The following is a 22,904-nucleotide window of genomic DNA, read 5'->3' on the forward strand; positions in this document are numbered from 1 at the left end:
CCCGGGGCCCTGAGGGCTCAGCCCGGCCGGCCCGCCCCGGCCCGGCCGTGGGGGCCCGGGGGACGCGCCGCGGCCGGGACGAGGTCGATGCCGACACCGGCCCGCTCCAGCGCGGCCCGGGTCTCGGCGTCGGGGTCGGCGTCGGTGACGAGCCGGTGGTAGTTGTCCGCGTCCAGCACGGTCGCGGTGCCGCTGCCCGGGAACTTCGAGGCGTCGGCGAGCAGCACGACCTCGTCGGCCGCGGCCACCATGGCCCGCTTCACCGGGACCTCCTCGGTGACGGTGTCGACCGAGTGGCCGGTGCGGCGGATCCCGCTGGTGCCCAGCAGGAGCACGTCGGCGCGCAGCTGGCGCAGGCTCTCCTCCGTCAGGTAGCCCACCAGCGAGCGGTGGGCCGGGCGCACCGAGCCGCCCAGCAGCACGAGGTCGACCACCGGGTCGTCGCCCAGCTCCGCGAACACCGCGAGGTTGCGGGTGATGACGGTCACCGGCCGGCCGTGCAGGTGGCGCGCGACCCGCCCGACCGTGGTCCCGATGTCGAGCAGGACCGACTGGCCGTCCCGCACGCGGGCGGCCGCGGCGCGGGCGATGGCCTCCTTGGGCTCGGCCTGGCGGTCCACCAGGTCGGCGTAGACGTCGTCGCGCACGTCCACCGGGCGCGCCCCGCCGTGCACGCGCTTGAGGAGACCGGCGTCGTCGAGCTTGACCAGGTCCCGCCGGATGGTGGCCTCGGACAGCCCGAGGCGCTCCACGAGTTCGGCCACGCTGGCCGGACCCTGGGTCCGCACGACCGTGACGATGGCTTCCCGCCGCTCCTCTGCCTGCACGGTCGACAGAATACCTTGCGCGTTCGCGCATGCCACCCGTACTGTTCGCGCAATCTCGTCGAAGAGGTTGCCGCATCCTGAGCGATCGATCACGACGTCTGGACATCGAGAAGGGTCCCCCCCAATGAACCTGTCCCGTCGCCACCTCCTCCTGAGCTCGGGCCTCGCCGCCCTCGGGACCGGCGCCCTCGCCGCCTGCTCCACGAGCACCTCCGGGGGCGGCACGTCCGGCTCCACCGCCACCGCCCTCTGGTACTGGAACGGGGGGCTGAGCGACAAGGTCGTCGCTGCCTCGAAGACCCGGTTCCCCGACGCCGGCATCACGCCCTCGGTCGTCGGCGGCGACTTCAAGCAGAAGCTGCAGACCACCCTGACCGGTGGCTCCTTCATCCCGCAGATCACCGGGGTCAAGGGCGAGGACATGCCCTTCTTCCGCTCGGTGGCCGACAAGTTCACCGACCTCAACACCCTCGGTGCCGCCGACATCGCCGCCGGCCAGCTGGCCTGGAAGTGGGCCGAGGCCCAGACCCCCGACGGCCGGCAGCTCGGCTTCCCCATCGACATCGGCCCGACGGCGATGTTCTACCGCAGCGACATCCTGGCCCAGGCCGGCCTGCCGACCGACCCGACCGAGGTCGCCGCGGCCACCTCCACCTGGGACGACTTCTACGCCTTCGGGCAGGAGCTGCACGGCAAGGTCCCGGCCAGCTTCCCGGTCCCCAGCCTCTCGGCGGTCTTCCAGATCATCGTCGGCCAGATCTCGCAGCGCTTCGTCAGCGAGGACGACACCTTCGTCGGGGACAGCGACGAGATGAAGTCGGCCTGGGACACCACCGTCAAGGCGCAGGCGCTGGGCATCAACGCCAACGCCGCGCAGGGCCTGGACGCCGCCCTGGCCTCGGGGGTCACCGCGGTGGACCTGGGCGCCGCGTGGCACGCGCTGGACATCAAGCTCGCCGCCCCGGACACCAGCGGCAAGTGGATGGTGGCCAACAACCCCGTCAAGCCCACCAACTTCGGCGGCTCCTTCCTGACCATCCCGTCCGCGACGAAGGACAAGGCCGGCGCGTTCGAGATCATCAAGTGGGTCCTGGGCACCGACAACCAGGGCGAGGCCTTCACCGACGCCAGCATCTTCCCCGCGGACCCGGCCGCGTGGGAGCTGCCCGCCCTCACCGGCGGTGACGCCTTCTTCGGCGGTCAGAAGACCATCGACATCTTCGGGCCCGCCGGCCGGGAGGTGCCCGAGCAGTACGTCGCGGCGTCCGACTCCGCCGTCTCGGCCGCCTTCTACAACGAGCTGACCAACGTCGAGGCCAACGGCAAGGACCCGGCCCAGGCGTGGACCGACGCCGTCGCCGCCGCCAGGGACATCGCCCAGCGGCAGGGCGTGAAGTGAGTTCAGCCAGCCTCGACCGGGGGTTCCGGCGGAGCCGGTCCCGGCCGCCCGCCGCGAAGCCGGCGGCGACGGGTCCCCGGCGGAACCCGCTGCGCTACTGGCCGCAGTACGTGGCCGTCAGCCCGTTCTTCCTGCTCTTCGCGGTGTTCGGGCTGTTCCCCCTGGGGTTCTCGGCGTGGCTGGCCTTCCACCGCTGGGACGGGATCAGCCCGGTGACCTTCGCCGGGTTCGACCAGTTCCGCTTCCTGGCGGCGGACGCGACGTTCCGCAAGGCCGTCGTCAACACCGTCATCATCTGGGTCATGGCGACGGTGCCCATGCTCGTCATGAGCCTGGGCATCGCGTCGATGCTCAACGCGGTCAGGCGGTTCAAGACCTTCTACCAGGTGGTGCTGTTCCTGCCCAGCGTCACCTCGGTCGTCGCGATCGCCATCTTCTTCAAGGCGATCTTCAACAACCAGGTCGGGATCGTGAACCAGGTCCTCACCGGCCTGGGGCTGCCGGCGGTGGAGTGGCTCAGCGGCTACTGGACGATCAAGATCGTCCTGGCCGTCCTCATGACCTGGCAGTGGGTCGGCTACAACGCGATCCTCTACTACGCCGGTCTGCAGGCCATCTCCAGCGAGGTCTACGAGGCGGCCAAGCTGGACGGCGCCGGGGCGCTGCGCACCTTCGTGTCGATCACCGTGCCGCTGCTGCGCCCGGTCATCCTCTTCACCGTCGTCATCTCGACGATCGGCGGTCTGCAGACCTTCGCGGAGCCGCAGGTCCTCTTCGGCTCCAACGCCTCGATCAACCCCAACAGCGGCGGACCGGGGCAGGCCGGGCTCACGATGGTCCTGTACTTCTACCAGCAGGCCTTCAACAACAACAACTTCGGCTACGGCGCCGCCATCGCGTACGCGGTGTTCGCCGTCGTGGCCGTCTTCGCCCTGATCAACTGGCGCCTCACCGCCCGATCGGAGAGGTGACCGAGATGGCCGCGCAGAAGACGATCGAGACGCCGCGCGCGCAGACGAGCGGCGCGCCGGTGACGAGGAGCAAGGGAGTGCGCAACGCGGCGCGGTGGGCGCACCTGCCGCTGGTCCTCACCTCCCTGCTGCTGCTGTTCCCCTTCTACTGGACCGTGGTCATGGCCACGAACACCAACGCGGACTTCTACCTGACCCCGCCCAAGGTCGTCCCGGGGACCCACCTGCTGGAGAACATCTCGTCGGTGCTGACGAGCATCAACTTCTTCGGGTCCATGGCCAACACCTTCATCGTGGCCGCCTCGGTCACGGCGCTCGTGCTGTTCCTGGACTCGATGGCCGCCTTCGCCTTCGCCAAGTACGACTTCCCGGCCAAGAACCTCCTCTTCGGGCTGATGCTGGCCTTCTTCATGGTGCCGGCGCAGCTCTCCACGGTGCCCCAGTTCATCACCATGATCCAGATCGGCTGGGTCGGCACCCTGCAGGCCCTCATCGTGCCCGCCGCGGCCAACGCCTTCGGCATCTTCTGGATGCGGCAGTACATCTCCACCGCCGTGCCCGACGAGATCCTGGACGCCGCGGTCGTCGACGGGTGCGGGTTCTTCCGCCAGTACGTGCTCGTCGTCCTGCCGGTCATCCGGCCCGGTCTGGCCTTCCTGGGCATCTACACCTTCGTCGCCGCCTGGAACGACTACGTCTGGCCGCTCATCGTGCTCATCAACCCGGACATGCTGACCCTCCAGGTCGCCCTGTCCCAGCTCAACGCGACCCGGACCACCGACTACGCCGTGGTCATGGCCGGGGCGCTGCTGGCCATCGTGCCGCTCGTCGTGGTGTTCCTGGTCTTCTCGAAGCAGTTCGTCTCCGACTCGGTCAAGGGTGCGGTCCGCTGACCCGGCGGGCGGTGCGGGGTTCGTCCTGCGCGCCGCCCGCGCGGGGGACGAGGACGCCGTCGCCGGGCTGGTGGCCCAGGCGTTCTCCGACGACTCCCACCGGCCCGGGCTGGCGCAGGCCTGGCCGGAGGACCCGGCCGTCCTGCGCCGGGTCGCCGAGCGCACCGGGGACGGCGCGCTGCTGGCCACCGCCACCCTGCGCCTGGCCGGGCAGGGGTGGGGCGGCCGGGTCGTCCCGGCCGCCGCCCTGGCCGGGGTGGCCGTCGACCTCACCGCCCGCGGGCGCGGGGTGGGGGCCGCGCTGCTGGCCGACGCCTTCGCCGCCGCCCGCGCCGCCGGCGCGCTGGTCGTCGCCCTGATCCCCTCCACGCACGCCTTCTACCGCCGCAGCGGGTGCGGCACCGCCGGCCGCCGCCCCGTCTACGCCATCGCCAGCCACCAGCTGCGGGCCCTGCCGCGCCCGGCCGTCCGCCTCGTCCACCGGGCCGCGACCCCCGCCGACGCGGCGGCCGTCGCCGCCCTCGTGGCCGCCCGCTCCGTCCGCGGCAACGGCGGCCTCGACCACGACGTCGAGACCGGGGGCGCGCAGTTCGTCTCCGAGCGCGCGGGCCGGGTCGTCGGCTGGTGCGCCCTGCGCCGCCGGCCGTCCACCCGCAGCCTCTACACCGTCGTCGTGCACGACCTCGTCGCCGCCGACGCCGAGGCCGAGCTCGCGATCTGGCGCGACCTCGTCGCCGATGAACCCAGCGCGTCGCAGGTCCACGCGCTGCTCCCGACCGGGAGTCTGCTCGAGCACCACCTCCCGCGCCAGACCGAGCCCGTGGAGGACTCGACCTGGATGCTCGGGCTGCTCGACGTCCCCGGTGCGCTGGCCGCGCGCGGCTACCCGGCCGGGGTGAGCGCGCGCGTGCGCTTCGACGTGGACGGGACCGCGACCACGCTGCACGTGGCCGACGGCAGCGGCCGCACCGCGCCCGGTGACCCGGACGCCGACGGCCCCGCCGTGCGGCTCTCCGGCGCCGACCTCGCGTCGGTGTACGCCGGGCACCTGGACCCCGTCGCCGCCGCCCACGCGGGGATCCTCACCACCGACCCGTCGACGGCCGGCCTGCTGCGCACGCTGTTCGCCGGGCCGCCCGCGGTCCTCGACCGGCCGTTCTGACCCCGGCCGCACCACCACCCGCACACGACCGCCGAGGAGGCGCACGCATGACCCTGCGTTGGGGAGTCCTGGGACTCGGCACGATCGCCCGCGCGGTCCACCTCCCGCTGATCGCCCGGATGCCCGGGCACGACCTCGTCGCGGTCGCCGACCTCGACCCCGGCCGGTGCGCCGACCTGGCCGGCCGGTACGGGGCCCGCGCGTGCGACCCCGCCGCGCTGCTCGCGGCCGACGACGTCGACGCCGTCCTGGTGGCCACCCCCGGACGGCACGCCGCGCACGCCGTCGCCGCCCTGCGCAACGGCAAGCACGTGCTGGCCGAGAAGCCGCTCGCGCTGTCGGTCGAGGAGGCGAGCGCCGCCGCCGCCGTCGCGACCGAGCGCGGTCTGCTGCTGCAGGTCGGGTACATGAAGGTCCACGACCGGGCCACCGACGCCGCGGTCGCGGCCCTTCCCGGCATCGGCAGCCCCCGGCTGGTCCAGATCAGCGTCCGCCACCCCGTCGACGCTCCCCAGGTCGAGCACCTGCACCTGGCCCCGCCGCAGCCCCTCCCCGCCTCCGCGGCCGGTCCTGTCGCCGCCGACGAGGCCGCCGAGCAGCGCGCGCTGGACGCCTCGGTCGGGGCGGGGACGAGCCCGGAGCTGCGCCGGTTGTTCCGGTCGGTGCTGTGCGGGTCGGTCGTGCACGAGTTCTCGCTGCTGCGGGCCCTCGGGTTCGGCCTGCCCGTCTTCGACCACGCCGACCTGCTGGCCTGGGACGGCACCGCCCCGCCCACGCTCTTCGCCACCGGGCGCCTGGGGTCCGGCGCGCGGTTCGTCCTGGACTGGGCCTGGACCCCCGACCGCCCCGACTACCGCGAGACCGTCCGGATGACCGGCACCGCGGGGGAGGTCGAGCTCGGCGTGGCCCCGCCCTACCGCCTGGACGCCAGCAGCACGCTGACCGTCGTCGACCCGGCGGGCGAGCGCCGCGCCGTCCTGCCCGCGGACGGGGCGTTCCAGCGGCAGCTGGAGTCCTTCGCCGCCGCCGTCGGCGGTGCCGCCCCGCACCCGCACAGCGGGGTCGACGGTGCCGTCGCCGACCTGCAGAGCATGCGCCAGCTGCTCGGGCTGCTGTCGTGACCGGCCCCGCGATCGCGGGCGCCCCGGTCAGCTTCGGCGTCTGGGGGCCGCACACCGGACCCGCCGACGGGGACGGCCGCGCCGTCCTGGCCAAGCTGGCGGCCGCGGGGTACCGCGGCAGCGAGCTGGGCCCCACGGGCTACCTTGGCGACCCCGACCGCACCGCGGACGGGTTCGCGGCCGCCGGCCTGGTCCCGGCCGGGGTCTACGTGGGGCTGGAGCTCGCCGCCGGGCGCTGGACCCCGGAGGGCCGGGCGGCGCTGGACCTGGCCTGCCGCACCCTGCGGGCGGTGGCCGACCGCTGCGGGGTCCCCGGCGTCCCCGCCGCGCCGATCGTCCTGGCCGACGAGGGCGCCCCGGGCCTGGACGGCCCCCGCGATCCCCGGGACACCGCGTCCGGCCTGGACGCGGACGCCTGGGCCGGGGCCGCGCGGATGCTCACCGAGGCCCGTGCCGTCGTGGCCGGCCACGGCCTGCCCGCCACGTTCCACCCCCACCTGGGGACGTTCGTGGAGTCGGGGTGGGAGGTCGAGCGGCTGCTGGCCACGACCGCGTCCACGGTCGTCCTGGACACCGGGCACGCGCTGCTGGCCGGCACCGACCCGGTCGCGGCGGTCGCGGCGTGGGGTGCGCGCGTGGACCACGTGCACCTCAAGGACGTCGCGACGGCCGTGCCGGCGCAGGCCCGCCGCGGGGGCCCGGTGCCGCTGCGGGACTGGTGGTCGCAGGCCAACGTGACCTTCGGGCGGGGCGACGTCGACCTCGCCGGCGTGCTCCTCGCGCTGCAGCGCAGGGACTACGGCGGCTGGCTCGTCGTCGAGCAGGACGTCGCCCCGCACGGCGGACCGCAGCTGACGGAGTTCGCGCAGGACCAGCGGCACAACCTCCGCACGCTGAGGGACCTCCTCGGGCCGCCCGGGAGCCGCGCTCTCCCTCACCCCGCGGCGGGTTCGACCGACCGCGGCCCGCGGCAGTGACGCCGTCGCGGTCGGCGGTCGGGCCGCACCCGCCGTGCGCGTCCGGCCGCCGGGGCACCCGCGCCGGTGGCTACTCCTCGCGCTCGACGACCAGCGTGTCCTCGACCCGCGCGCGCAGGTCGGCGGGCACGGGGACGGGTCGCAGCGTCGCCCGGTCGAGGAAGACGTGCACGAACCGGCCGCGGGCGACGAGCGCGTCGTCGCCGGCCCGGCGCATCCCGAACTCCCACGTCACGCTCGTGGTGCCGACGCGCCCGGCCCGCAGGCCGACGTCGAGGACGTCCGGGTAGCTGACGGAGGCCTCGTACTCGCAGGACGACGCCCGCACGACCGCGATCGTGTCGCCGTCCATCATCCGCACGCCGGCCTCGGTGAGCAGCCACGACGTCACGGTCGTGTCCATGGCGGCGTAGTAGACGGTGTTGTTGACGTGGCCGAACACGTCGTTGTCGTTCCACCGCGTCGGGAACTCGCGGCGGTAGGGGTAGCGGTCGTCGGTCACGGGTGCTCCGTCGAGGTCGTCGGGAGGGGTGGGGCGAGGGCCGGCACGCGGGGCCGAGCCGGGACGTCGGTGCGCATGACGTGGGCGAGAGCCGCTGCGGCGCGGTCGATGTCGGGACGCTCCCCGGCGATGAGGTCGGCGAAGGTGAACGACTCCGCGACGCGCACGAGCAGGTAGGCCAGGTCGTGGGCGGGCAGCGGCAGGTCCAGGCCCGCCGCCTCCTCCTCGGTGAGCACCGACTCGACGGTGGCGACCAGGCGCCGCTGCACCTCGCTGGCCGCGGTCGTCAGCAGCTTCAGCGCGCGCACCGGCTCGGTGCGCAGGAACTGCCGGAAGTACAGCGCCTGGATGAGGGCCCCGGTGAACCGGGTGAGGACGGCGACGACGCGGTCGGGGCCGGTGCTGCGCTCGGTCGCGTCGATGCGGTCCAGGGTGGGTTCGGCCAGCGACCAGAGGACCTCGGACAGCAGCGCGTCGCGGTTGCCGACCCAGCGGAACAGCGACGTGCGGTCGACGCCCATCTGGGCCGCGAGCGCCGTCATGTCCAGGCGCTCACCGGCGATGAACGCGGCCCGCGCCCGGCGGAAGGCGTGCACGACCTCGGCCGACGTCCCGGCCGCCGCGAGCCGCTGCGACAGGGGAGTGGGCACCAGCACGACGCCGCGGCGGCCGATCGGCAGGGCCGCGACGGAGGGTGGGTGCAACATCCGTCGAAGTGTTGCACACTGGGGCCCGGGAGGCGGGTGTCTCCCGGATCGTCGGACCAGCGATGGAGCTTTGATGCCGAACCTGCTCGAGAGCGACTTCTACTTCTTCCAGGAGGCGCTGAGCGCCCCCGAGCAGGAGGCCGTGCTCGCCCTGCGCGAGTACATGGAGACCTCCGTGCGGCCCATCGCCGACGCCTGCTGGTCGCGGGCGGAGTTCCCGATGGAGGTCGTGAAGCCCCTCGCGGAGCTCGGCCTGCTCGGCGCCCCGTGGCCCGAGACGCGCCACTTCGAGAACACCGCCGTCTACCGCGGCTGGACGGCCATGGAGATGGGCCGCGTCGACGCGTCCATCGCCACGTTCGTCGGCGTGCAGAACGGCCTGGCCATGGGGTCCATCGCCGAGACCGGCTCGCCCGAGCAGCGCGCCGAGTGGCTGCCGCAGCTCTCGCGCGGCGAGGTCATCGGCGCGTTCGGGCTCACTGAGCCGTTCTCCGGGTCCGACTCGGCCCGCGGCCTGCGCACCACGGCCGAGCGGCGCGGGGACACCTGGGTGCTCAACGGGGCCAAGCGCTGGATCGGCAACGCCACCTTCGCCGACGTCGTGGTGATCTGGGCCAAGGACACGGGCGACGGCCAGGTGAAGGGGTTCCTCGTCACCAAGGACACCCCCGGGTTCGTCGCGACGAAGATTGAGGACAAGGTCGCGCTGCGCACGGTGCAGAACGCCGACATCGTGCTCACCGACGTCGAGGTCCCCGAGTCCCGTCGCCTGCAGAACGCGAACTCCTTCCGCGACACCGCGACCGTGCTGCGCCTGACCCGCGCCGAGGTCGCGTGGCAGGCCGTGGGCGTCGCGATCGGCGCCTACGAGGCCGCGCTGGCCTACGCCAAGACGCGCGAGCAGTTCGGCAAGCCGATCGCGAGCCGGCAGCTCGTCCAGGACCTCCTGGTGCGCAGCCTGGGCAACATCACCGCCAGCATCGCGATCTGCCTGCAGGTCTCCAAGCTGCTCGACCAGGGCCGCCAGCACGACGCGCACTCGGCGCTGGCCAAGGCGTACACCACGGCCCGCATGCGCGAGACCGTCGGCTGGTGCCGCGAGGTGCTGGGCGGCAACGGGATTGTCCTGGAGCACGGCGTCGCCCGGTTCTTCGCCGACGCCGAGGCCATCTACTCCTACGAGGGCACGCGGGAGATGAACACCCTCATCGTCGGCCGCGCCATCACGGGTTTCGCCGCCTTCGCCTGAGGCCTCCCGGCTGCCTCAGCCGAGCCGGGTCGCGGTGATGCCGCCGTCCACGGGGAGCGTGATCCCGTGGACGAGGCGGGCCGCGTCGGAGACCAGGTAGAGGACCGCCGCGGCGATGTCCTCCGGCTGCACGACGACGCCGGCCGGGGTCGTGGCGGTCATGGCGTCCAGCACCGCCCGGTGCGCGCCGTTGCCCGGCGTGAGGGTGACGCCGGGGGCGACGGTGGTGAACCGGACGCCGCGGGGGCCGTACTCGGCGGCCCAGCTGCGGGTCAGCTGCGCGTCGGCCGCCTTCGTCGCGGTGTACATCGCGCCGAACGGTGAGCCGACGCTCGCCATCCACGACCCGACGGTCACGACGGCCCCGCTGCCGCGGGCGGCCATGGCCGGCGCGAGGGCGCCCACGAGGACGTGCGGCGCCCGCACGTTCACCGCGAGCATGGCGTCGAGGTCGGCGTCGGGCAGGTCCTCGGTGGCCGAGACGGGGTAGAGGCCGGCGTTGTTGACCAGGACGTCGAGGGTTCCGCCCACGACGTCGGTGACCCGGGCGGCGAAGGCGCGGAGGTCGGCGTAGGAGCCGGCGAGGTCGACGACGACGGCGTCGGCGCGACCGCCCGCCGCCTCGATCTCCTCGACGACCGCTGCGGCCCGGGCGGGGTCGCGGCCGCTGACGACGACGTGGGCGCCGGCCGCGCCGAGCGTGCGGGCGATCGCCGCACCGATGCCGCTGGTGGAGCCGGTGACGAGGGCGGTGCGACCGGCGAGCAGGCCGGCCGGGGTGGTGAGGGAGGTGGTGGTCATGACGACGGTTCTACGGTCGGCCGCGGAGGCGGCACCAGGTCGCGCCGGACCCCGTCCTGGCCGACCTGGTCCCGGCAGGACCAGGCAGGCGGCGCCGGCGCCGCCTAGCGTGGGGGCGTGCCCCGCGACCGCGCTGCCCTCGGAGCGTTCCTGCGTTCCCGCCGCGACCGGCTGACCCCGGCGCAGGCCGGCGTCCAGGCGTTCCCCGGGCCGCGCCGCGTCCCCGGTCTGCGGCGCGAGGAGCTGTCCCTGCTCGCGGGCGTCAGCCCCGACTACTACAGCCGCCTGGAGCAGGGCCGGCAGGCGAACGTCTCCCTCGAGGTGCTCGACGCGCTGTCCCGCGCGCTGCGCCTGGACGCCGTGGAGTCCGCCCACCTGCGCGACCTCGCCGCCCCCGCTCCGCGGCGCCGCTCGGTGCCGGACCGCGGGCAACGCCCCGACCCCGGCCTGCTGCGGCTGGTCGCGAACCTCGACCACCGCCCCGTCCTGCTCCTCGGGCGGCGCGGGGAGGTGCTGGCGCGCAACGCGTTGCTGCGCTCGGTGCTCGGCCGGCCGATGGAACCCGGCTCGTCGCTCGTGCGGTACCTCTTCTTCGACCCGACGGCCCGCGAGCGCATCGTGAACTGGGCCGACTTCGCCGCCACCACCGTGGCGTCCCTGCGGCGGGAGGCCGCCCGCCGCCCGCACGACACGACCCTGCGCGCCCTGATCGACGAGCTCCGCGCGGGCGACGAGGACGCCGCGCGCTGGTGGGACGACCAGACCGTGCGGGACTACACGTCGGTGGCCAAGCAGATCCAGCACCCGACGGCCGGGCCGCTGTCCTTCGACATCGAGATCGTGGTCCCCCCGCACGACCCCGACCAGCACCTCATCGTCTACACGACCCCCACCGACTCACCCACCGCCCGCGTCCTCGGCCTCCTGGCCAGCTGGGACGCGGACGTCCCAGTTCCTCTGCGCCACGGCGGCCGGCCGGAGACCCGCAAGTGAGGCCGGTCCAGAGCCGGTCGACGAGCGCTACGGTCGGCTCTGTGACGACTTGGCCGGTGTTCTACCCTCTCCCGGACGCTGAGCCGGTGACCTTGGCGGTCGAGCCACGCCTCGCCAGTTGGATGGAGCGGAGTCACCCTGACCAGGTTGAGCTGGAGAGGTTTCTTGATCATGCTCAGGCCCTCCTCGTGCCAAGGCGTCCGCCGTCCTCTGAACCCGTCGGGCTTCGCTTGGACGTGGGGTTGAAGGAGGACGTCGATCTGCTGGACCAACGGGACCTGGACAACTACGCGTTTCCCTTGTCGAGCCGTCTGTCGAGGGCGTGGGCGGAGCCGCCGGACAGCGTCTGGGTCGGCAAGAAGCACAGTCGCGTCTCCACTGCTGCGGTGGCGAGCGTGGTCGCCACCGACCGTCCGTCGGTGTCTGACGACTGGGTCGAGGTGCGAACGACGGCGTCGACGGAGACGTCGGCCTACAAGCAGCAGATCCGTGACCAGCTCAGCGGAGTCGAGCAACTGCCTGACGGGCCGGTCGCTGTGGAGATCAGCTTCCTGGTCGGTCCTCGCCGCAACTGGCTGAATCTCTGGAAGCCGTCAATCGATGCCCTGGAGGCGCTGCTCGGGCGCACCACACCGACCAGTCAGTGGCATCCGCGCGACGGGAGGATCGTCGCACTCGGCCTGCACCGCCGAGTCGACGAGACGCTCGGCAACGACGTCCGTCTGGCCATCGCTTCGGCACCACGACCCGATGCGCCACTGAGCTCTCGCTGAGCTGACGAGACGACATCAACATCACCTGCTCGTGATAAGAACGGAACCCCTCATGGACCTCGCCCTGCACGTCAGCGACTTCACCGGCGCGGGCGACCCCGCCCGCATCGCCCCCACGCTGGCCGCCACCGCCCGCGCCGCCGACACCACCGGCTTCTCGACGCTGACGCTCATGGACCACTTCTTCCAGATGCAGGACATGGCGCCGGCCACCGACCCGATGCTCGAGGGCTACACGGCCCTGGGGTTCCTGGCCGGCCAGACCGAGCACCTGCAGCTGGGGCTGCTCGTCACGGGCGTCACCTACCGCCACCCCGGCCTGCTCGCCAAGACCGTCACGACGCTGGACGTGCTGTCCGGTGGCCGGGCGCTGCTGGGCATCGGCGCGGCCTGGTACGAGCGGGAGCACCTCGGCCTCGGCGTGCCGTTCCCGCCCGTCGCCGAGCGGTTCGAGCGCCTCGACGAGGCCCTGCGCGTGGTCAAGCAGATGTGGAGCGACGACGACGGCCCCTTCGCGGGGACGTTCTCCACGCTGGCCGAGACGCTGAACTCCCCTCAGTCGCTGCGGCGCCCGCACCCCCCGATCCTCATCGGGGGCATGGGGGAGAAGAAGACGCTGCGCCTGGTCGCCCGCCACGCCGACGCCTGCAACCTGTTCGCCGCCGGGCCCGACGTCATCGCCCACAAGGTCGAGGTGCTGCGGGGGCACTGCGAGACCGAGGGCCGCGACCCCGCCGAGATCGCCACCACTGTCATCGGTGGGCCGGACCCGCTGGACGCGACCGACGACTTCCTCGCCGCGGCGCGCGAGTACGCCGGCCTCGGCGTCAGCACGCTGTGGGTGGGGGCCCCGCTGGGCCACCCGGACCCCGCGGCCTGGGTCACCCGCGTCGGCACCGAGGTCCTGCCCCGCGTCCGCGACCTCTGACCCCCACCCCCTCCGTGATCTTGCAGGTAAACCCTGCATGATCACGGGGGGAGGGGGCGCCCTTGCGGTGATCATGCAGGTAAACCCTGCATGATCACGGGGGTCAGGTGGCGGCGGTGACGGGGGAGAGGGCGGCCAGCAGGTCGTGGCCGTCGGCGACGGCCGCGTCGACGGCCGCCGGGGCCAGACCCACCACCCGCAGGCACGCCGCCGCCAGGTCGTCGGCCACGCCCGGCCCGGGCGTCCCGTCGCGGCGCAGCGGGATGACGAGCTCCACGACCTGCAGGCACAGCGCCCCCAGCAGGTCGGGGTCGGGGGACTGCGGCGCGCTCGCGGCCGCGAGCCGCGTGTAGGCGGCCAGCAGCTCCGCGCGGTGGCGGCGGAAGCTGTCGAAGCCGGGCTGCTGCACCTCGTGCGCGGCGTACAGGGTCCCGACGTTGTGGGGTGCCCGCAGCAGCGTCGCGACGTCCACGCTGACCAGGGCGTGCAACGCCACCTCGGCCCGGTCCGCGCGGGCCTCGATCGCTGCGACCAGGTCGAGCGTCGGGCGGACCGAGTTCTCCAGCAGCTCCAGCAGGAGCTCGTCCTTGCCGGCGAAGTGGTAGTACAGCGACGCCTGCCGGATGCCGACGCGCTCCGCGATCGCGCGCGTCGACGTCCCGGCGTAGCCGAGCTGGGTGAACAGCTCCGCGGCCGCGTCGAGGATCTCGGCGCGGGGTTCGCGGGCGCCCTGAGGCGGTCCGCCGGTGCGGGCCGCCCGGGGGCGGCCCACGCTGGGTCGACCTCCTCGGGGCGGGGCTGCGTCGTCGCTGCTCACGAGGCCGATCCTGCCAGCCCGGCACCCGCCGGCCGGAGGTCGCCACCCGCCAGCGCCGCCCGCCAGCCGCCCGTCGCCGTGATGTCGCGCGCCCCCGCCAGCGCCGCCGGTTCGCAGAGGAACCCGGGGACCGTCCGGCCGTCGTCGAGGTCGACCGCGCCGACCGCCATGGGGTGCGGCAGCGCGGCGACGAAGGTCGCGAACCCCGCCGCGGGCAGGCGCCAGAGCTCCCCGGCGATGGCGGCGCCGTCGCCCGGGGTGCGCACCAGCCCGGGCTTCGGCGGCGTGGTGTCCAGGGCGTGCAGGCGGTAGTGCGGCGCCGTGGTCACGGCCTCGCCGAACGTCGCGCCCGCGGCCACCAGCTGGTGGTTCAGGGGCTGGCCCGTGAGGTGCGCGCCGACGACCACGAGGTCGAGCGTCGGCGCCGCGAGCCGGGTCGCCAGGTCGGCCAGCAGCCGGTCGTCGAAGGCGGCGCCCGTGAGCATCACCCCGAACGGCAGCCCGTCGACCGTCCCGGCCGGCACCGCCAGGGACGACAGGTCGAGGAGGTTCGCGAAGTTCGTGTACCGGCCGAGGCGGGCGTTGGCCCCCACCGGGTCGGCCGCGACCTCGGTGAGCGTCGGGTGCGACGTCGTCGTGGGGGTGAGCAGCGCCACCGTCCCGGCCAGGGCGGCGCGGCCGGCGACCCCGAGCCGCTCCAGCCGCTCGGTGTCGCGCAGCAGGTCGACGGCGGTGAACCGGGCCCCGCCCAGCACGATGCGCGCGACCACCGGGTCCAGGTCGGTGCCCACGAGCTCGGGGTGCGCCGCGACGTGGTCGCCGACGGCCGCGGTGCGCTCGGCCACGAAGGCGCCGTCGTAGAGCAGGGTCGCGGCCTCCAGCAGCGGGCTGATGTCGACCTCCACGACCTCGACGCCGCTGCGGCGCAAGCGGTCCACGGCCGCGGCGAACGCCTCGGCCCACCCGGGCGCGAGGTCGCGCAGGTGCCCGGGCGCGGGGACCGCCACGCGGGCCAGCGCCGAGGCGGGGCGGCCGCCCGCGTCCGGCCGGGCCAGCGGATCGACCCCGTCGACGCCGGTGAGCAGCTCCACCGTCCGCCGGGCCAGGGCGAGGTCCCGCGCGAACACCGTGACGCAGTCCAGGCTGCGGCACGCGGGCACGACGCCGGTCGTCGGCAGCAGCCCGCGCGTGGGCTTCACGCCGACGATGCCGTTGAGCGCGGCCGGGACGCGGCCGGACCCCGCGGTGTCGGTGCCGAGGGCCACGTCGACGAGGCCGAGGGCCACCGCCACGGCGGACCCGGAGCTGGACCCGCCCGAGATCCGGTCCGGGGCCCACGCGTTGCGGACCGCCCCGTGCGGGCTGCGGGTGCCGACGAGGCCCGTGGCGAACTGGTCGAGGTTCGTCTTGCCTAGCACCACCGCGCCCGCGGCCCGCAGCCGGGCGACGACGGTCGCGTCCGCCGCGGGGTCGTAGGCGTAGGAGGGAGCGCCCGCCGTGGTCGGCAGCCCCGCGACGTCGACGTTGTCCTTCACCGCGGCCACCAGCCCGGCCAGCGGCAGGTCCTCGCCGGCGGCGACCGCCGCGTCGACGGCCGCGGCCTCCGCGAGCGCGTCCTCGCGCTCGCGCAGCGCGATCCACACCTCGGGCCGGTCCGCCTCGGCGATCCGCGCGTAGGCGGCCCGCACGCGTTCGACGGCGTTCACGCGGCCGCCCCGATCGCGAGCAGGACCTGGCCGGGGGACACGGGCTGGCCCGGGCGCACGTACACCTCGAGCACCTCCCCGGACACGGGTGCGGTCATGGCCGTCTCCATCTTCATCGCCTCCAGGGCCAGCACGCGGTCGCCGCTGGCCACCCGGTCGCCCGCCGCGGCGCTGACCTGCCACACGGTCGAGGAGAACGGGGCCCGCACGGCCGTCGCACCGGCGGGCAGCTCCACCTGCGCGGGGGCCGGCGGCGGCGGGGGTTCGGGCTTGACGTCGAACTCCCCGGACGCGCGCCACCGGTCCTTCTCCGCCGCGAACGCCGCGGCCTGGGTGGCGCGGAACGCGGCGATCGAGGAGGCGTTCTCCGCGAGGAAGGCCTCGTGCGCGGCGAGCGCGAACGTGCCGTCCTCCGTCTCGAACTCCCCGCGGCCCGCGTCGGTCTCGGCGCGCAGCTCCAGCAGCTCCTCCGCCGAGACGGGGTACCACTCGATGCGGTCGAACGGGCGCAGCGCCCACGGGTCCCCCGTGAACAGCCCGCCGCGCCGGAACCGGTTCCACACCTGCACCGTGCGGCCGACGAACTGGTACCCGCCGGGGCCCTCCATGCCGTACACGCACAGGTAGGCGCCGCCGATGCCGACGGAGTTCTCCGCCGTCCACGTCCGGGCCGGGTTGTACTTCGTCGTCACCAGCCGGTGGCGCGGGTCCAGCGGCGTCGCCACGGGGGCCCCGAGGTAGACGTCGCCGAGGCCCAGGACGAGGTAGGAGGCGTCGAACACGGTGCGGTGCACGTCGTCGACGGAGTCCAGGCCGTTGATGCGCCGGATGAACTCGATGTTCGACGGCGTCCACGGGGCGTCGTCGCGCACGCCGGCGACGTAGCGCTCGATGGCCAGGCGCGTCGCCGGGTCGTCCCACGACAGGGGGAGCCGGACGCGGCGCGAGGGCACGACGAGCTCGGAGGTGACCGGCAGGTCCTCCTCCAGCTCGCGCAGCAGCCCGACGAGGGAGCTGGCGCGCACGACCGCGGGGTCGGTGTGCACCTGCAGGGAGCGGATCCCCGGGGTGACGTCGACGATCCCGGCCGGGGCGGCGGCCGCCAGCGCCTCCTGCAGGGCGTGCACCCGCATCCGGAGCCCGAGGTCGAGGACCTGCTCGCCGTACTCGACGAGGAGGTTGTCGTCGCCGTCGCGGCGGTAGGTCACCGCCGGGCGGCCCGGCGCGGGCGCGGTGCGGCCCAGCACGCCGTCGTCGCCGTCCCCGCCGGGTGCGGGGGGTGTCGGCGCGCCGCGGTGCGCGTCCAGGGCGGCGGCCGCGGCCTCGCGCACGGGGACGAAGCGCACCCGGTCTCCCGGGCGCAGCTGCCCGAGCTTCCACAGGTCGCCGCTGGCGACCACCGCGGGGCAGACGAAGCCCCCGAGGCTCGGCCCGTCGGGGCCCAGCACGATCGGGGTGTCGCCCGTGAAGTCGAGCGAGCCCACGGCGTAGGGGGTGTCGTGGATGTTCGAGGGGTGCAGCCCGGCCTCGCCGCCGTCCTCGCGCGCCCAGGCCGGGCGCGGCCCGATCAGCCGGACCCCCGTGCGCGCCGAGTTCAGGTGGACCTCGTAGTCGGTGGCGTACAGGACGTCCACGTCCTCGCGGGTGAAGAACTCCGGGGCCGCGTGCGGACCCTCGGTGACCGCGATCCGCCACGTGTCCGTCAGGTGCGGGCGGCGGTGCGCGGGCGTCGGGCCGCCGAGGCGGCTCAGCTGCGTGCCCGCGGGGAACGCCGGGTGGTCGGCGGCGGAGTCGGGGGAGCCGGGGCGCAGGACGTCGCCGACCTGCAGGGCGCGACCGCCGTGACCGCCGAAGCCGCCGAGGGTGAACGTCGAGGCACTGCCCAGGTAGGGCGGGACGTCGAACCCGCCGCGCACGGCGACCGCGAGGCGCAGCCCCGGGCCGGGCGCCGTGCCGATGGCCAGCACGCCGCCCGCGGGCACCTCGAGGGGTTCCCACATCGGCACGTCGGCGCCGTCGATGCTCACCGGCGCCGGGGCCCCGGTGACGCACACGACCGTCGCCGTGGAGAACCGCAGCGTCGGGCCGGTCGCCGTGACCTCCAGGCCCGGTGCGCCCTCGGGGTTGCCGACGGCCAGGTTCGCCTCGCGCAGCGACACCGGGTCCATGGGCCCCGACGGCGGCACGCCCACCTGCCAGTACCCCGTGCGGCCCGGCAGGTCCTGCACCGTGGTCATGGCCCCCGGGTCGAGGACGTCGACGCGGGGGTCGGGGTCCGTCGTGACGTCGAGGGTGGACGTGGAGTGCGTGGCCGAGCGCAGCGGCAGGTCGCCGACCTGGGCGCGCAGCAGGCCGAGGTTCGTCACGATGCCGTCGACGCGGCTCGCGGTGAGCGCCTCGTCGAGCAGGTCCAGCGCGCCCTCACGCGTCGGGGCGGTGGCGATCACCTTGGCCAGCAGCGGGTCGTAGGCCGCCGACACCTCGGTGCCCGTCTCCACCCAGCCGTCGACGCGCACCCCGGCGAGCTCGCCCGCGCCCTGGCCGGGGAACACCGCCCGCGTCACCAGCCCGGAGCTCGGGGTGCAGCCGCGGGCGGGGTCCTCGGCGTAGACGCGGGCCTCCACGGCGTGCCCGGTGGCGCGCCAGGTGCGGCCCAGCACGTCCTGCACCCCGGACGCCCCGTCGCGGGCCAGGCGCAGCATGGCCGCCACGAGGTCGACGCCGTAGGCGAGCTCGGTGACGGGGTGCTCGACCTGCAGGCGCGTGTTCACCTCGAGGAAGGCGGCCTCCTCGCGCACCGGGTCGTAGACGAACTCGACCGTGCCGGCCGAGCGGTAGCGCACCGAGGCCATGAGGTCGTGCGCGGTCGCGGCGATCTCCCGGCGCACGGCCGCCGGCAGCGCGGGGGCCGGGGCCTCCTCGACGACCTTCTGGTTGCGCCGCTGCAGCGAGCAGTCGCGGTCCCCGATCACGGCGATGCCGCCGAGGCCGTCGCCGAACACCTGCACCTCGACGTGGCGGGCGGGGCGCACGAGGCGCTCGAGGAACACCCCGGTGGAGGAGAAGCTCGCGGCCGCCTGCCGCACCACGCGGTCGTAGGCCTCGCGGACCTCGTGCTCGCTCGCGCAGGCCTGCATGCCGATCCCGCCGCCGCCGCCCGTGGCCTTGAGCATGACGGGCAGCCCGATCCGCACGGCGGCCTCGACGGCCTCCTCGGCGGAGGCCAGCAGTCCCGTGCCCGCGAGCATGGGCACGCCTGCGCGGCCCGCGAGCTCGCGGGCCGTGTGCTTGCTGCCGAAGGCGGTGATCTGCTCCGGGGTGGGGCCGACGAACGCCAGCCCCGCGGCCTCGACCGCGGCCGCGAACTCCACGTTCTCCGACAGGAACCCGTAGCCGGGGTGCACGGCACCGGCGCCGGTGGCCAGGGCCGCCTCGAGGACGGCGTCGGCGCGCAGGTAGGACTCGCGCGCCGCGGCCGGGCCGAGGCGGACGGCGGTGTCGGCCTCGCGCACGTGGGGGGCGGCCCGGTCGGCGTCGGAGAACACCGCGACGGTGCGCAGGCCGAGCTCGCGCGCCGAGCGCAGGACGCGGCGGGCGATCTCCCCGCGGTTGGCGACGAGGAGCGCGTCGAAGGCGGGCGGGGTGCTGGTCACGAGGTGGGCTCCGGGGCGGTCGTCGACGCGTCGGTCGTGGTGGTGCGGGGGCGGGTCACGAGCATCCGCAGCGGCGTCGGGTTGAACGCGTTGCAGGGGTTGTTGACCTGGGGGCAGTTCGACACGACCACGAGGACGTCCATCTCGGCCCGCACCGCGACCCGCTTGCCGGGGCCGGAGATGCCGTCGACGATGCCGAGCGAGCCGTCGGCCTCGACGGGGACGTTCATGAACCAGTTGAGGTTCGAGACGAGGTCGCGCGCCCCGAGGCCGTGCTTCGCGGCCTCGGCGAGGAAGTTCTCCCGGCAGCCGTGCTGGAACGCCGTGTGGTGGCCGTAGCGCAGGGTGTTGGACTCCTTGCCGCACGCGCCGCCGATGGTGTCCTGGCGGGCGACCTCGTTGCCCACCACCGTCATCAGCGGGGTCCCGAGGCCGCTGCGCAGCACGGTGCCCTGGCGCACGTAGGCGTTGCCCTGCCACGTGAGGGTGTCGGGGACGCTGTAGCGCTCGGTGGTGTCGTGGGCGTTGAACACGAGGCAGTCGGCCGACTGGTTGCCGCCGACGTCGACGATGGTGAGGACGTCGCCGGCCGAGACGACGGCCGACCAGGGAGCGCGGGGTGCGACGCGCTCGTCGAGGACGACGTCGCCGTCCACGAGGGGAGAACCCCAGTCGAGACGGCTGGTGCTGGTGGTGGTGGTCATGCGAGGCCCCGGGCTCCCAGGTGGTCGAGGGTGTTCAGGTAGGCCCGCCGGCGCTCCGGCGAGGCCGAGAACCGCGCGTCGGCGGGGGTGGTGGGCTGGGCGCGCCAGGCGTGCACGCGCAGCGGCCCGACGACGTAGTCCTCGCGCGGGTCCAGCGGGTGCGGGACGTTCGCGAGGAGCACCACGAGCGGCACCTCCGCGAGCAGGTCGACGCTCGCCCCGGGGCCCGCGGAACCCAGCCAGCGGAACCCACCGTCGGCCTCCACGCGCACGCCCTGGAAGAACGAGACGCTCGGCGGCAGGTCGCGCGGGCCGAGGCCGTGCTTGGCGGCCGCCAGCGTGAACAGCGCGCGCCCCGAGGGCGTCGGCCCCTCGGGGGCCGGGTCGCCGTGTCGGGCCCGGACCCACGCGTCCGACGACGTGCCGCAGAAGGCGTCGTGGTGGCCGGAGGTGTCGGCGACGACGGTGGCGAGGACTCGGCCCTCGCCGGACAGCAGCGGGTGCCCCTCGCCCAGGTAGGCCTGCCACGGGATCTTCTGGGTGTCGGCGACGTTCAGCCGCTCCCACGGCTCGAGCGCGGAGAACACCAGGACGTGCGCGCACGCGTCGCCCGTGACGTCCTCCAGCCGCAGCCGCGTCCCGCGGGCCAGGACCTTGTGGGTGTAACCGCCGGGGGCGACGGTCTCCGCCCACGTCAGCATCTCGGGGTCCACACCCGCGGGCGGGTGGGGGCTCGACGACGCCGGCACGTGGGGCATCCAGTCCGAGCGCAGGCCCTCCTGGGCGCGGGCGTCGGCGCGGGCCGCGAGGACGCTCGCGGTGTCGCGGGCCCCCGTCGCGGGGGAGGTGGGGGACGGGGCGGTCACGGGGCGCTCACCTCGGCGGGCTGGGGGGCGGGGACGGCCACGGCGCCGAGCACGATGGCCCCGCCGTGGCGGACGCGGTTGCGCCAGTGCACGAGGGCACCGACGACCAGCGAGGTCGCGATGAACAGCAGGGCGCTCCACTGCAGCCACCACGTGCCGCCGGTCAGGTCGTAGACGGCCGCCCGCGGCCACGCCAGGTTGACGACCATCACCGCCTGGAACAGCACGGCGACGGCGTTGACGGCGATCCCGGCGCGGCCCAGGGAGAACAGCGGCCGGCCGTCCTCGTCGGTGCGCCCGGCCGCGAAGCCGACGGCGTCCAGGCCGGCCTGCGGCGCGCGGGCCTGCCGGACGCGGGTGACGAGCAGGGGCAGCGTGACGCCCAGGTAGGCCAGGTAGAGCATCGCGATGCACAGGCTGGCCAGGGCGGTGAACACCGCGCTCTGGTTCCAGTTCACGGCCAGCGCGATCGCGGCGCCGACGCCGACGACGACGGACGTCGCGACGGGAGTGCCCGTGCGGGCGGACACCGCTCCGAGGACGCCCGAGAACGGCAGCGCGCGCTCGCGGGCCATCGAGAACATCATCCGCGAGCCCGACGTCTGCACCGCCAGGGTGCAGGCGAAGACCGCGACGGCGACCGCGACGAGGAGGATCCGCCCGCCCACGTCGCCCAGCCGCGTGGTCAGGACGCCGGCCAGGCCGCCCGAGGCGAGGGTGCCGTCGGTGAGGCTCGGCGCCGCGATCAGACCCGCGACGATGAGCAGCAGACCGCCCAGGCCCGAGAGGGTCAGGGCCCGCAGGATCGTGCGGGGGGTGGTGCGGCGCGGGGCGTGGGTCTCCTCGGAGAGCTCGCCGGCGGAGTCGAAGCCGACCATGACGTAGGCCGCCATGAGCGAGGACGCGAGCCACAGCGGGAGGTAGGTGCCGGGTGACGCGCCCTCGGTGGTGACGACGACGGCGGGGCTGCGCTCGGCGTGCGTGGCCAGCGCCACGACGAGGGCGACGACGCCGAGGATCTCGATGACCACCCCGACGCTGGTGAGCATGGCCATCAGGCGCACGCCGATGATGCTGATGACCGTCGTGACGACCAGGAGCAGCACGCCCAGGACGACGGCGTTCTGCGCGCCGGTCGCGCTCGTGGGGGAGGAGTCGGCACCGGACCCGCCGACGAGCTGGAAGCCGGACCAGATGGCGGGCAGCACGGCCTGCAGCGCGATGGCGGCGGTCGCGACGGTGAGGACCTGCCCGATCACCATGATCCAGCCGGTGAACCACCCGGTGTCCGTGCCCGCCAGGCGGGAGGACCACTGGAAGATGGCGCCGGAGATCGGGTAGCGGGCGGCGAGCTCGGCGAAGCACAGGGCGACGAGCAGCTGGCCGGCGAAGACCGCGGGCCAGGTCCAGAAGAACCCGGCGCCGCCGAAGCTGAACCCCAGGCCGAAGAGCTGGAACACGGTCGTGAGGATCGAGACGAACGAGAACCCCGCCGCGAACGACGCGAACGAGCCCACGCCGCGGTGCAGCCGCTGGTCGTAGCCGAACGTCGCGAGGTCGTGGTGGTCTCCCGGGCCGGTGGGGCTCGCGGGGGCGGGACGCGGTGCGGGAACGGTCATGGGGGGTGCCCTCGGTTCGGCCGGCGCTCCATACCTGTCGGGCGACAGGTATGGACCCAAGTCTCGCCAGGGGGGTGTTGCGTCCGTGTTTCCCGGTGGTGAAACCTGCGTTGCCGCGCCGGGGGCGACCACCGCGGTCCGCGTGCGCCCGAGCGGGCCGGACGGCGGCACTCTGCCCACTCCCGCGGGCCCCGGCTGGGCGCATGTGCCACCCGGTGGTCCCGATCGTGACCGGC

20 protein-coding genes are annotated in these 22,904 nt (G+C 74.7%); 10 read left to right on the top strand and 10 right to left on the bottom strand.

The window, feature by feature from the left end:
* Positions 1-17 precede the first annotated feature (17 nt).
* Positions 18-827 (bottom strand): DeoR/GlpR family DNA-binding transcription regulator, encoded by an 810-nt coding sequence (locus tag F1544_RS02465; protein ID WP_167581732.1) that lies wholly within the window; start codon positions 825-827, stop codon positions 18-20.
* A gap of 124 nt (positions 828-951) precedes the next feature.
* Here F1544_RS02465 and F1544_RS02470 point away from each other — a divergent pair, with 124 nt between their 5' ends.
* From F1544_RS02470 to F1544_RS02495, 6 genes are read left to right on the top strand one after another with little or no spacing between them, the layout of a single operon-like run.
* Complete coding sequence (locus F1544_RS02470; protein WP_167581734.1) at positions 952-2,226, top strand: ABC transporter substrate-binding protein; 1,275 nt, start codon at positions 952-954, stop codon at positions 2,224-2,226.
* Entirely contained in the window at positions 2,223-3,197 is a 975-nt protein-coding gene (locus F1544_RS23855; RefSeq protein ID WP_167581736.1) for a carbohydrate ABC transporter permease, read from the top strand. Before F1544_RS02470 ends, F1544_RS23855 begins: the two co-directional genes overlap by 4 nt.
* 5 nt (positions 3,198-3,202) lie before the next feature.
* Entirely contained in the window at positions 3,203-4,090 is an 888-nt protein-coding gene (locus F1544_RS02480) for a carbohydrate ABC transporter permease (RefSeq protein ID WP_167581738.1), read from the top strand.
* The gene (locus F1544_RS02485) at positions 4,077-5,252 is read left to right on the top strand and encodes a GNAT family N-acetyltransferase (protein ID WP_167581739.1); all 1,176 of its coding nucleotides are present in this window, start codon (positions 4,077-4,079) and stop codon (positions 5,250-5,252) included. Before F1544_RS02480 ends, F1544_RS02485 begins: the two co-directional genes overlap by 14 nt.
* A 47-nt stretch (positions 5,253-5,299) precedes the next feature.
* Entirely contained in the window at positions 5,300-6,373 is a 1,074-nt protein-coding gene (locus F1544_RS02490) for a Gfo/Idh/MocA family protein (RefSeq protein ID WP_167581740.1), read from the top strand.
* Complete coding sequence (locus F1544_RS02495; protein ID WP_167581741.1) at positions 6,370-7,350, top strand: TIM barrel protein; 981 nt, start codon at positions 6,370-6,372, stop codon at positions 7,348-7,350. Before F1544_RS02490 ends, F1544_RS02495 begins: the two co-directional genes overlap by 4 nt.
* A gap of 70 nt (positions 7,351-7,420) precedes the next feature.
* On the opposite strand, the gene F1544_RS02500 is transcribed toward F1544_RS02495, so the two are convergent.
* Together F1544_RS02500 and F1544_RS02505 are read right to left on the bottom strand one after the other, a co-directional pair.
* A complete protein-coding gene (locus tag F1544_RS02500) occupies positions 7,421-7,852 on the bottom strand; it encodes an acyl-CoA thioesterase (RefSeq protein ID WP_167581742.1) in 432 nt (143 codons plus the stop codon).
* Positions 7,849-8,559, bottom strand: coding sequence for a QsdR family transcriptional regulator (locus F1544_RS02505; protein WP_167581744.1), 711 nt, complete (start codon positions 8,557-8,559; stop codon positions 7,849-7,851). The genes F1544_RS02500 and F1544_RS02505 overlap by 4 nt, the downstream gene beginning before the upstream one ends.
* Positions 8,560-8,632: 73 nt before the next feature.
* Here F1544_RS02505 and F1544_RS02510 point away from each other — a divergent pair, with 73 nt between their 5' ends.
* Positions 8,633-9,808 carry an acyl-CoA dehydrogenase family protein gene (locus F1544_RS02510; protein ID WP_167581746.1) on the top strand — a complete coding sequence of 392 codons (1,176 nt, stop codon included), beginning with the start codon at positions 8,633-8,635 and terminating at the stop codon, positions 9,806-9,808.
* A gap of 15 nt (positions 9,809-9,823) precedes the next feature.
* Here the strand turns inward: F1544_RS02510 and F1544_RS02515 are convergent, their stop codons facing one another.
* Positions 9,824-10,609, bottom strand: a complete 786-nt coding sequence (locus F1544_RS02515; protein ID WP_167581748.1) for an SDR family NAD(P)-dependent oxidoreductase — start codon at positions 10,607-10,609, stop codon at positions 9,824-9,826.
* A 117-nt stretch (positions 10,610-10,726) separates the two neighbouring features.
* Between F1544_RS02515 and F1544_RS26065 the strand changes: the two genes are divergently transcribed.
* From F1544_RS26065 to F1544_RS02530, 3 genes are all read left to right on the top strand, one after another.
* Complete coding sequence (locus F1544_RS26065) at positions 10,727-11,602, top strand: helix-turn-helix domain-containing protein (protein ID WP_167581750.1); 876 nt, start codon at positions 10,727-10,729, stop codon at positions 11,600-11,602.
* Positions 11,603-11,844: 242 nt separating this feature from the next.
* Positions 11,845-12,375, top strand: a complete 531-nt coding sequence (locus F1544_RS02525) for a hypothetical protein (RefSeq protein WP_208971149.1) — start codon at positions 11,845-11,847, stop codon at positions 12,373-12,375.
* 52 nt (positions 12,376-12,427) lie between these two features.
* On the top strand, positions 12,428-13,303 hold the full coding sequence (locus F1544_RS02530; protein ID WP_167581752.1) for an LLM class F420-dependent oxidoreductase: 876 nt from the start codon (positions 12,428-12,430) through the stop codon (positions 13,301-13,303).
* A gap of 103 nt (positions 13,304-13,406) precedes the next feature.
* Here the strand turns inward: F1544_RS02530 and F1544_RS02535 are convergent, their stop codons facing one another.
* From F1544_RS02535 to F1544_RS02560, 6 genes are read right to left on the bottom strand one after another with little or no spacing between them, the layout of a single operon-like run.
* Positions 13,407-14,120: a TetR/AcrR family transcriptional regulator gene (locus F1544_RS02535; protein WP_208971150.1), complete on the bottom strand. Its 714-nt coding sequence runs from the start codon at positions 14,118-14,120 to the stop codon at positions 13,407-13,409.
* Positions 14,117-15,826, bottom strand: coding sequence for an allophanate hydrolase (gene atzF, locus F1544_RS02540; protein ID WP_167581754.1), 1,710 nt, complete (start codon positions 15,824-15,826; stop codon positions 14,117-14,119). The genes F1544_RS02535 and atzF overlap by 4 nt, the downstream gene beginning before the upstream one ends.
* The gene (uca, locus tag F1544_RS02545) at positions 15,823-19,479 is read right to left on the bottom strand and encodes an urea carboxylase (RefSeq protein WP_167581757.1); all 3,657 of its coding nucleotides are present in this window, start codon (positions 19,477-19,479) and stop codon (positions 15,823-15,825) included. The genes atzF and uca overlap by 4 nt, the downstream gene beginning before the upstream one ends.
* Positions 19,476-20,183, bottom strand: a complete 708-nt coding sequence (locus F1544_RS02550) for an urea amidolyase associated protein UAAP2 (RefSeq protein ID WP_167581759.1) — start codon at positions 20,181-20,183, stop codon at positions 19,476-19,478. The genes uca and F1544_RS02550 overlap by 4 nt, the downstream gene beginning before the upstream one ends.
* Entirely contained in the window at positions 20,180-21,049 is an 870-nt protein-coding gene (locus F1544_RS02555; RefSeq protein ID WP_308469839.1) for an urea amidolyase associated protein UAAP1, read from the bottom strand. The genes F1544_RS02550 and F1544_RS02555 overlap by 4 nt, the downstream gene beginning before the upstream one ends.
* Positions 21,046-22,668, bottom strand: coding sequence for an APC family permease (locus F1544_RS02560; RefSeq protein WP_167581761.1), 1,623 nt, complete (start codon positions 22,666-22,668; stop codon positions 21,046-21,048). Before F1544_RS02560 ends, F1544_RS02555 begins: the two co-directional genes overlap by 4 nt.
* Positions 22,669-22,904 lie beyond the last annotated feature (236 nt).

Source organism: Kineococcus rubinsiae (genome assembly GCF_011839805.1).
In the GTDB taxonomy this organism is placed as follows: Bacteria; Actinomycetota; Actinomycetes; order Actinomycetales; family Kineococcaceae; genus Kineococcus; species Kineococcus rubinsiae.

Bases quoted from the DNA above. Each gene is read 5' to 3' on its own strand.
- F1544_RS02470 (WP_167581734.1), top strand. From the start codon at position 952: ATGAACCTGTCCCGTCGCCACCTCCTCCTGAGCTCGGGCCTCGCCGCC.
- F1544_RS02480 (WP_167581738.1), top strand. From the start codon at position 3,203: ATGGCCGCGCAGAAGACGATCGAGACGCCGCGCGCGCAGACGAGCGGC.
- F1544_RS02490 (WP_167581740.1), top strand. From the start codon at position 5,300: ATGACCCTGCGTTGGGGAGTCCTGGGACTCGGCACGATCGCCCGCGCG.
- F1544_RS02505 (WP_167581744.1), bottom strand. From the start codon at position 8,559: ATGTTGCACCCACCCTCCGTCGCGGCCCTGCCGATCGGCCGCCGCGGC.
- F1544_RS02510 (WP_167581746.1), top strand. From the start codon at position 8,633: ATGCCGAACCTGCTCGAGAGCGACTTCTACTTCTTCCAGGAGGCGCTG.
- F1544_RS02515 (WP_167581748.1), bottom strand. From the start codon at position 10,609: ATGACCACCACCTCCCTCACCACCCCGGCCGGCCTGCTCGCCGGTCGC.
- F1544_RS02530 (WP_167581752.1), top strand. From the start codon at position 12,428: ATGGACCTCGCCCTGCACGTCAGCGACTTCACCGGCGCGGGCGACCCC.
- F1544_RS02550 (WP_167581759.1), bottom strand. From the start codon at position 20,183: ATGACCACCACCACCAGCACCAGCCGTCTCGACTGGGGTTCTCCCCTC.
- F1544_RS02560 (WP_167581761.1), bottom strand. From the start codon at position 22,668: ATGACCGTTCCCGCACCGCGTCCCGCCCCCGCGAGCCCCACCGGCCCG.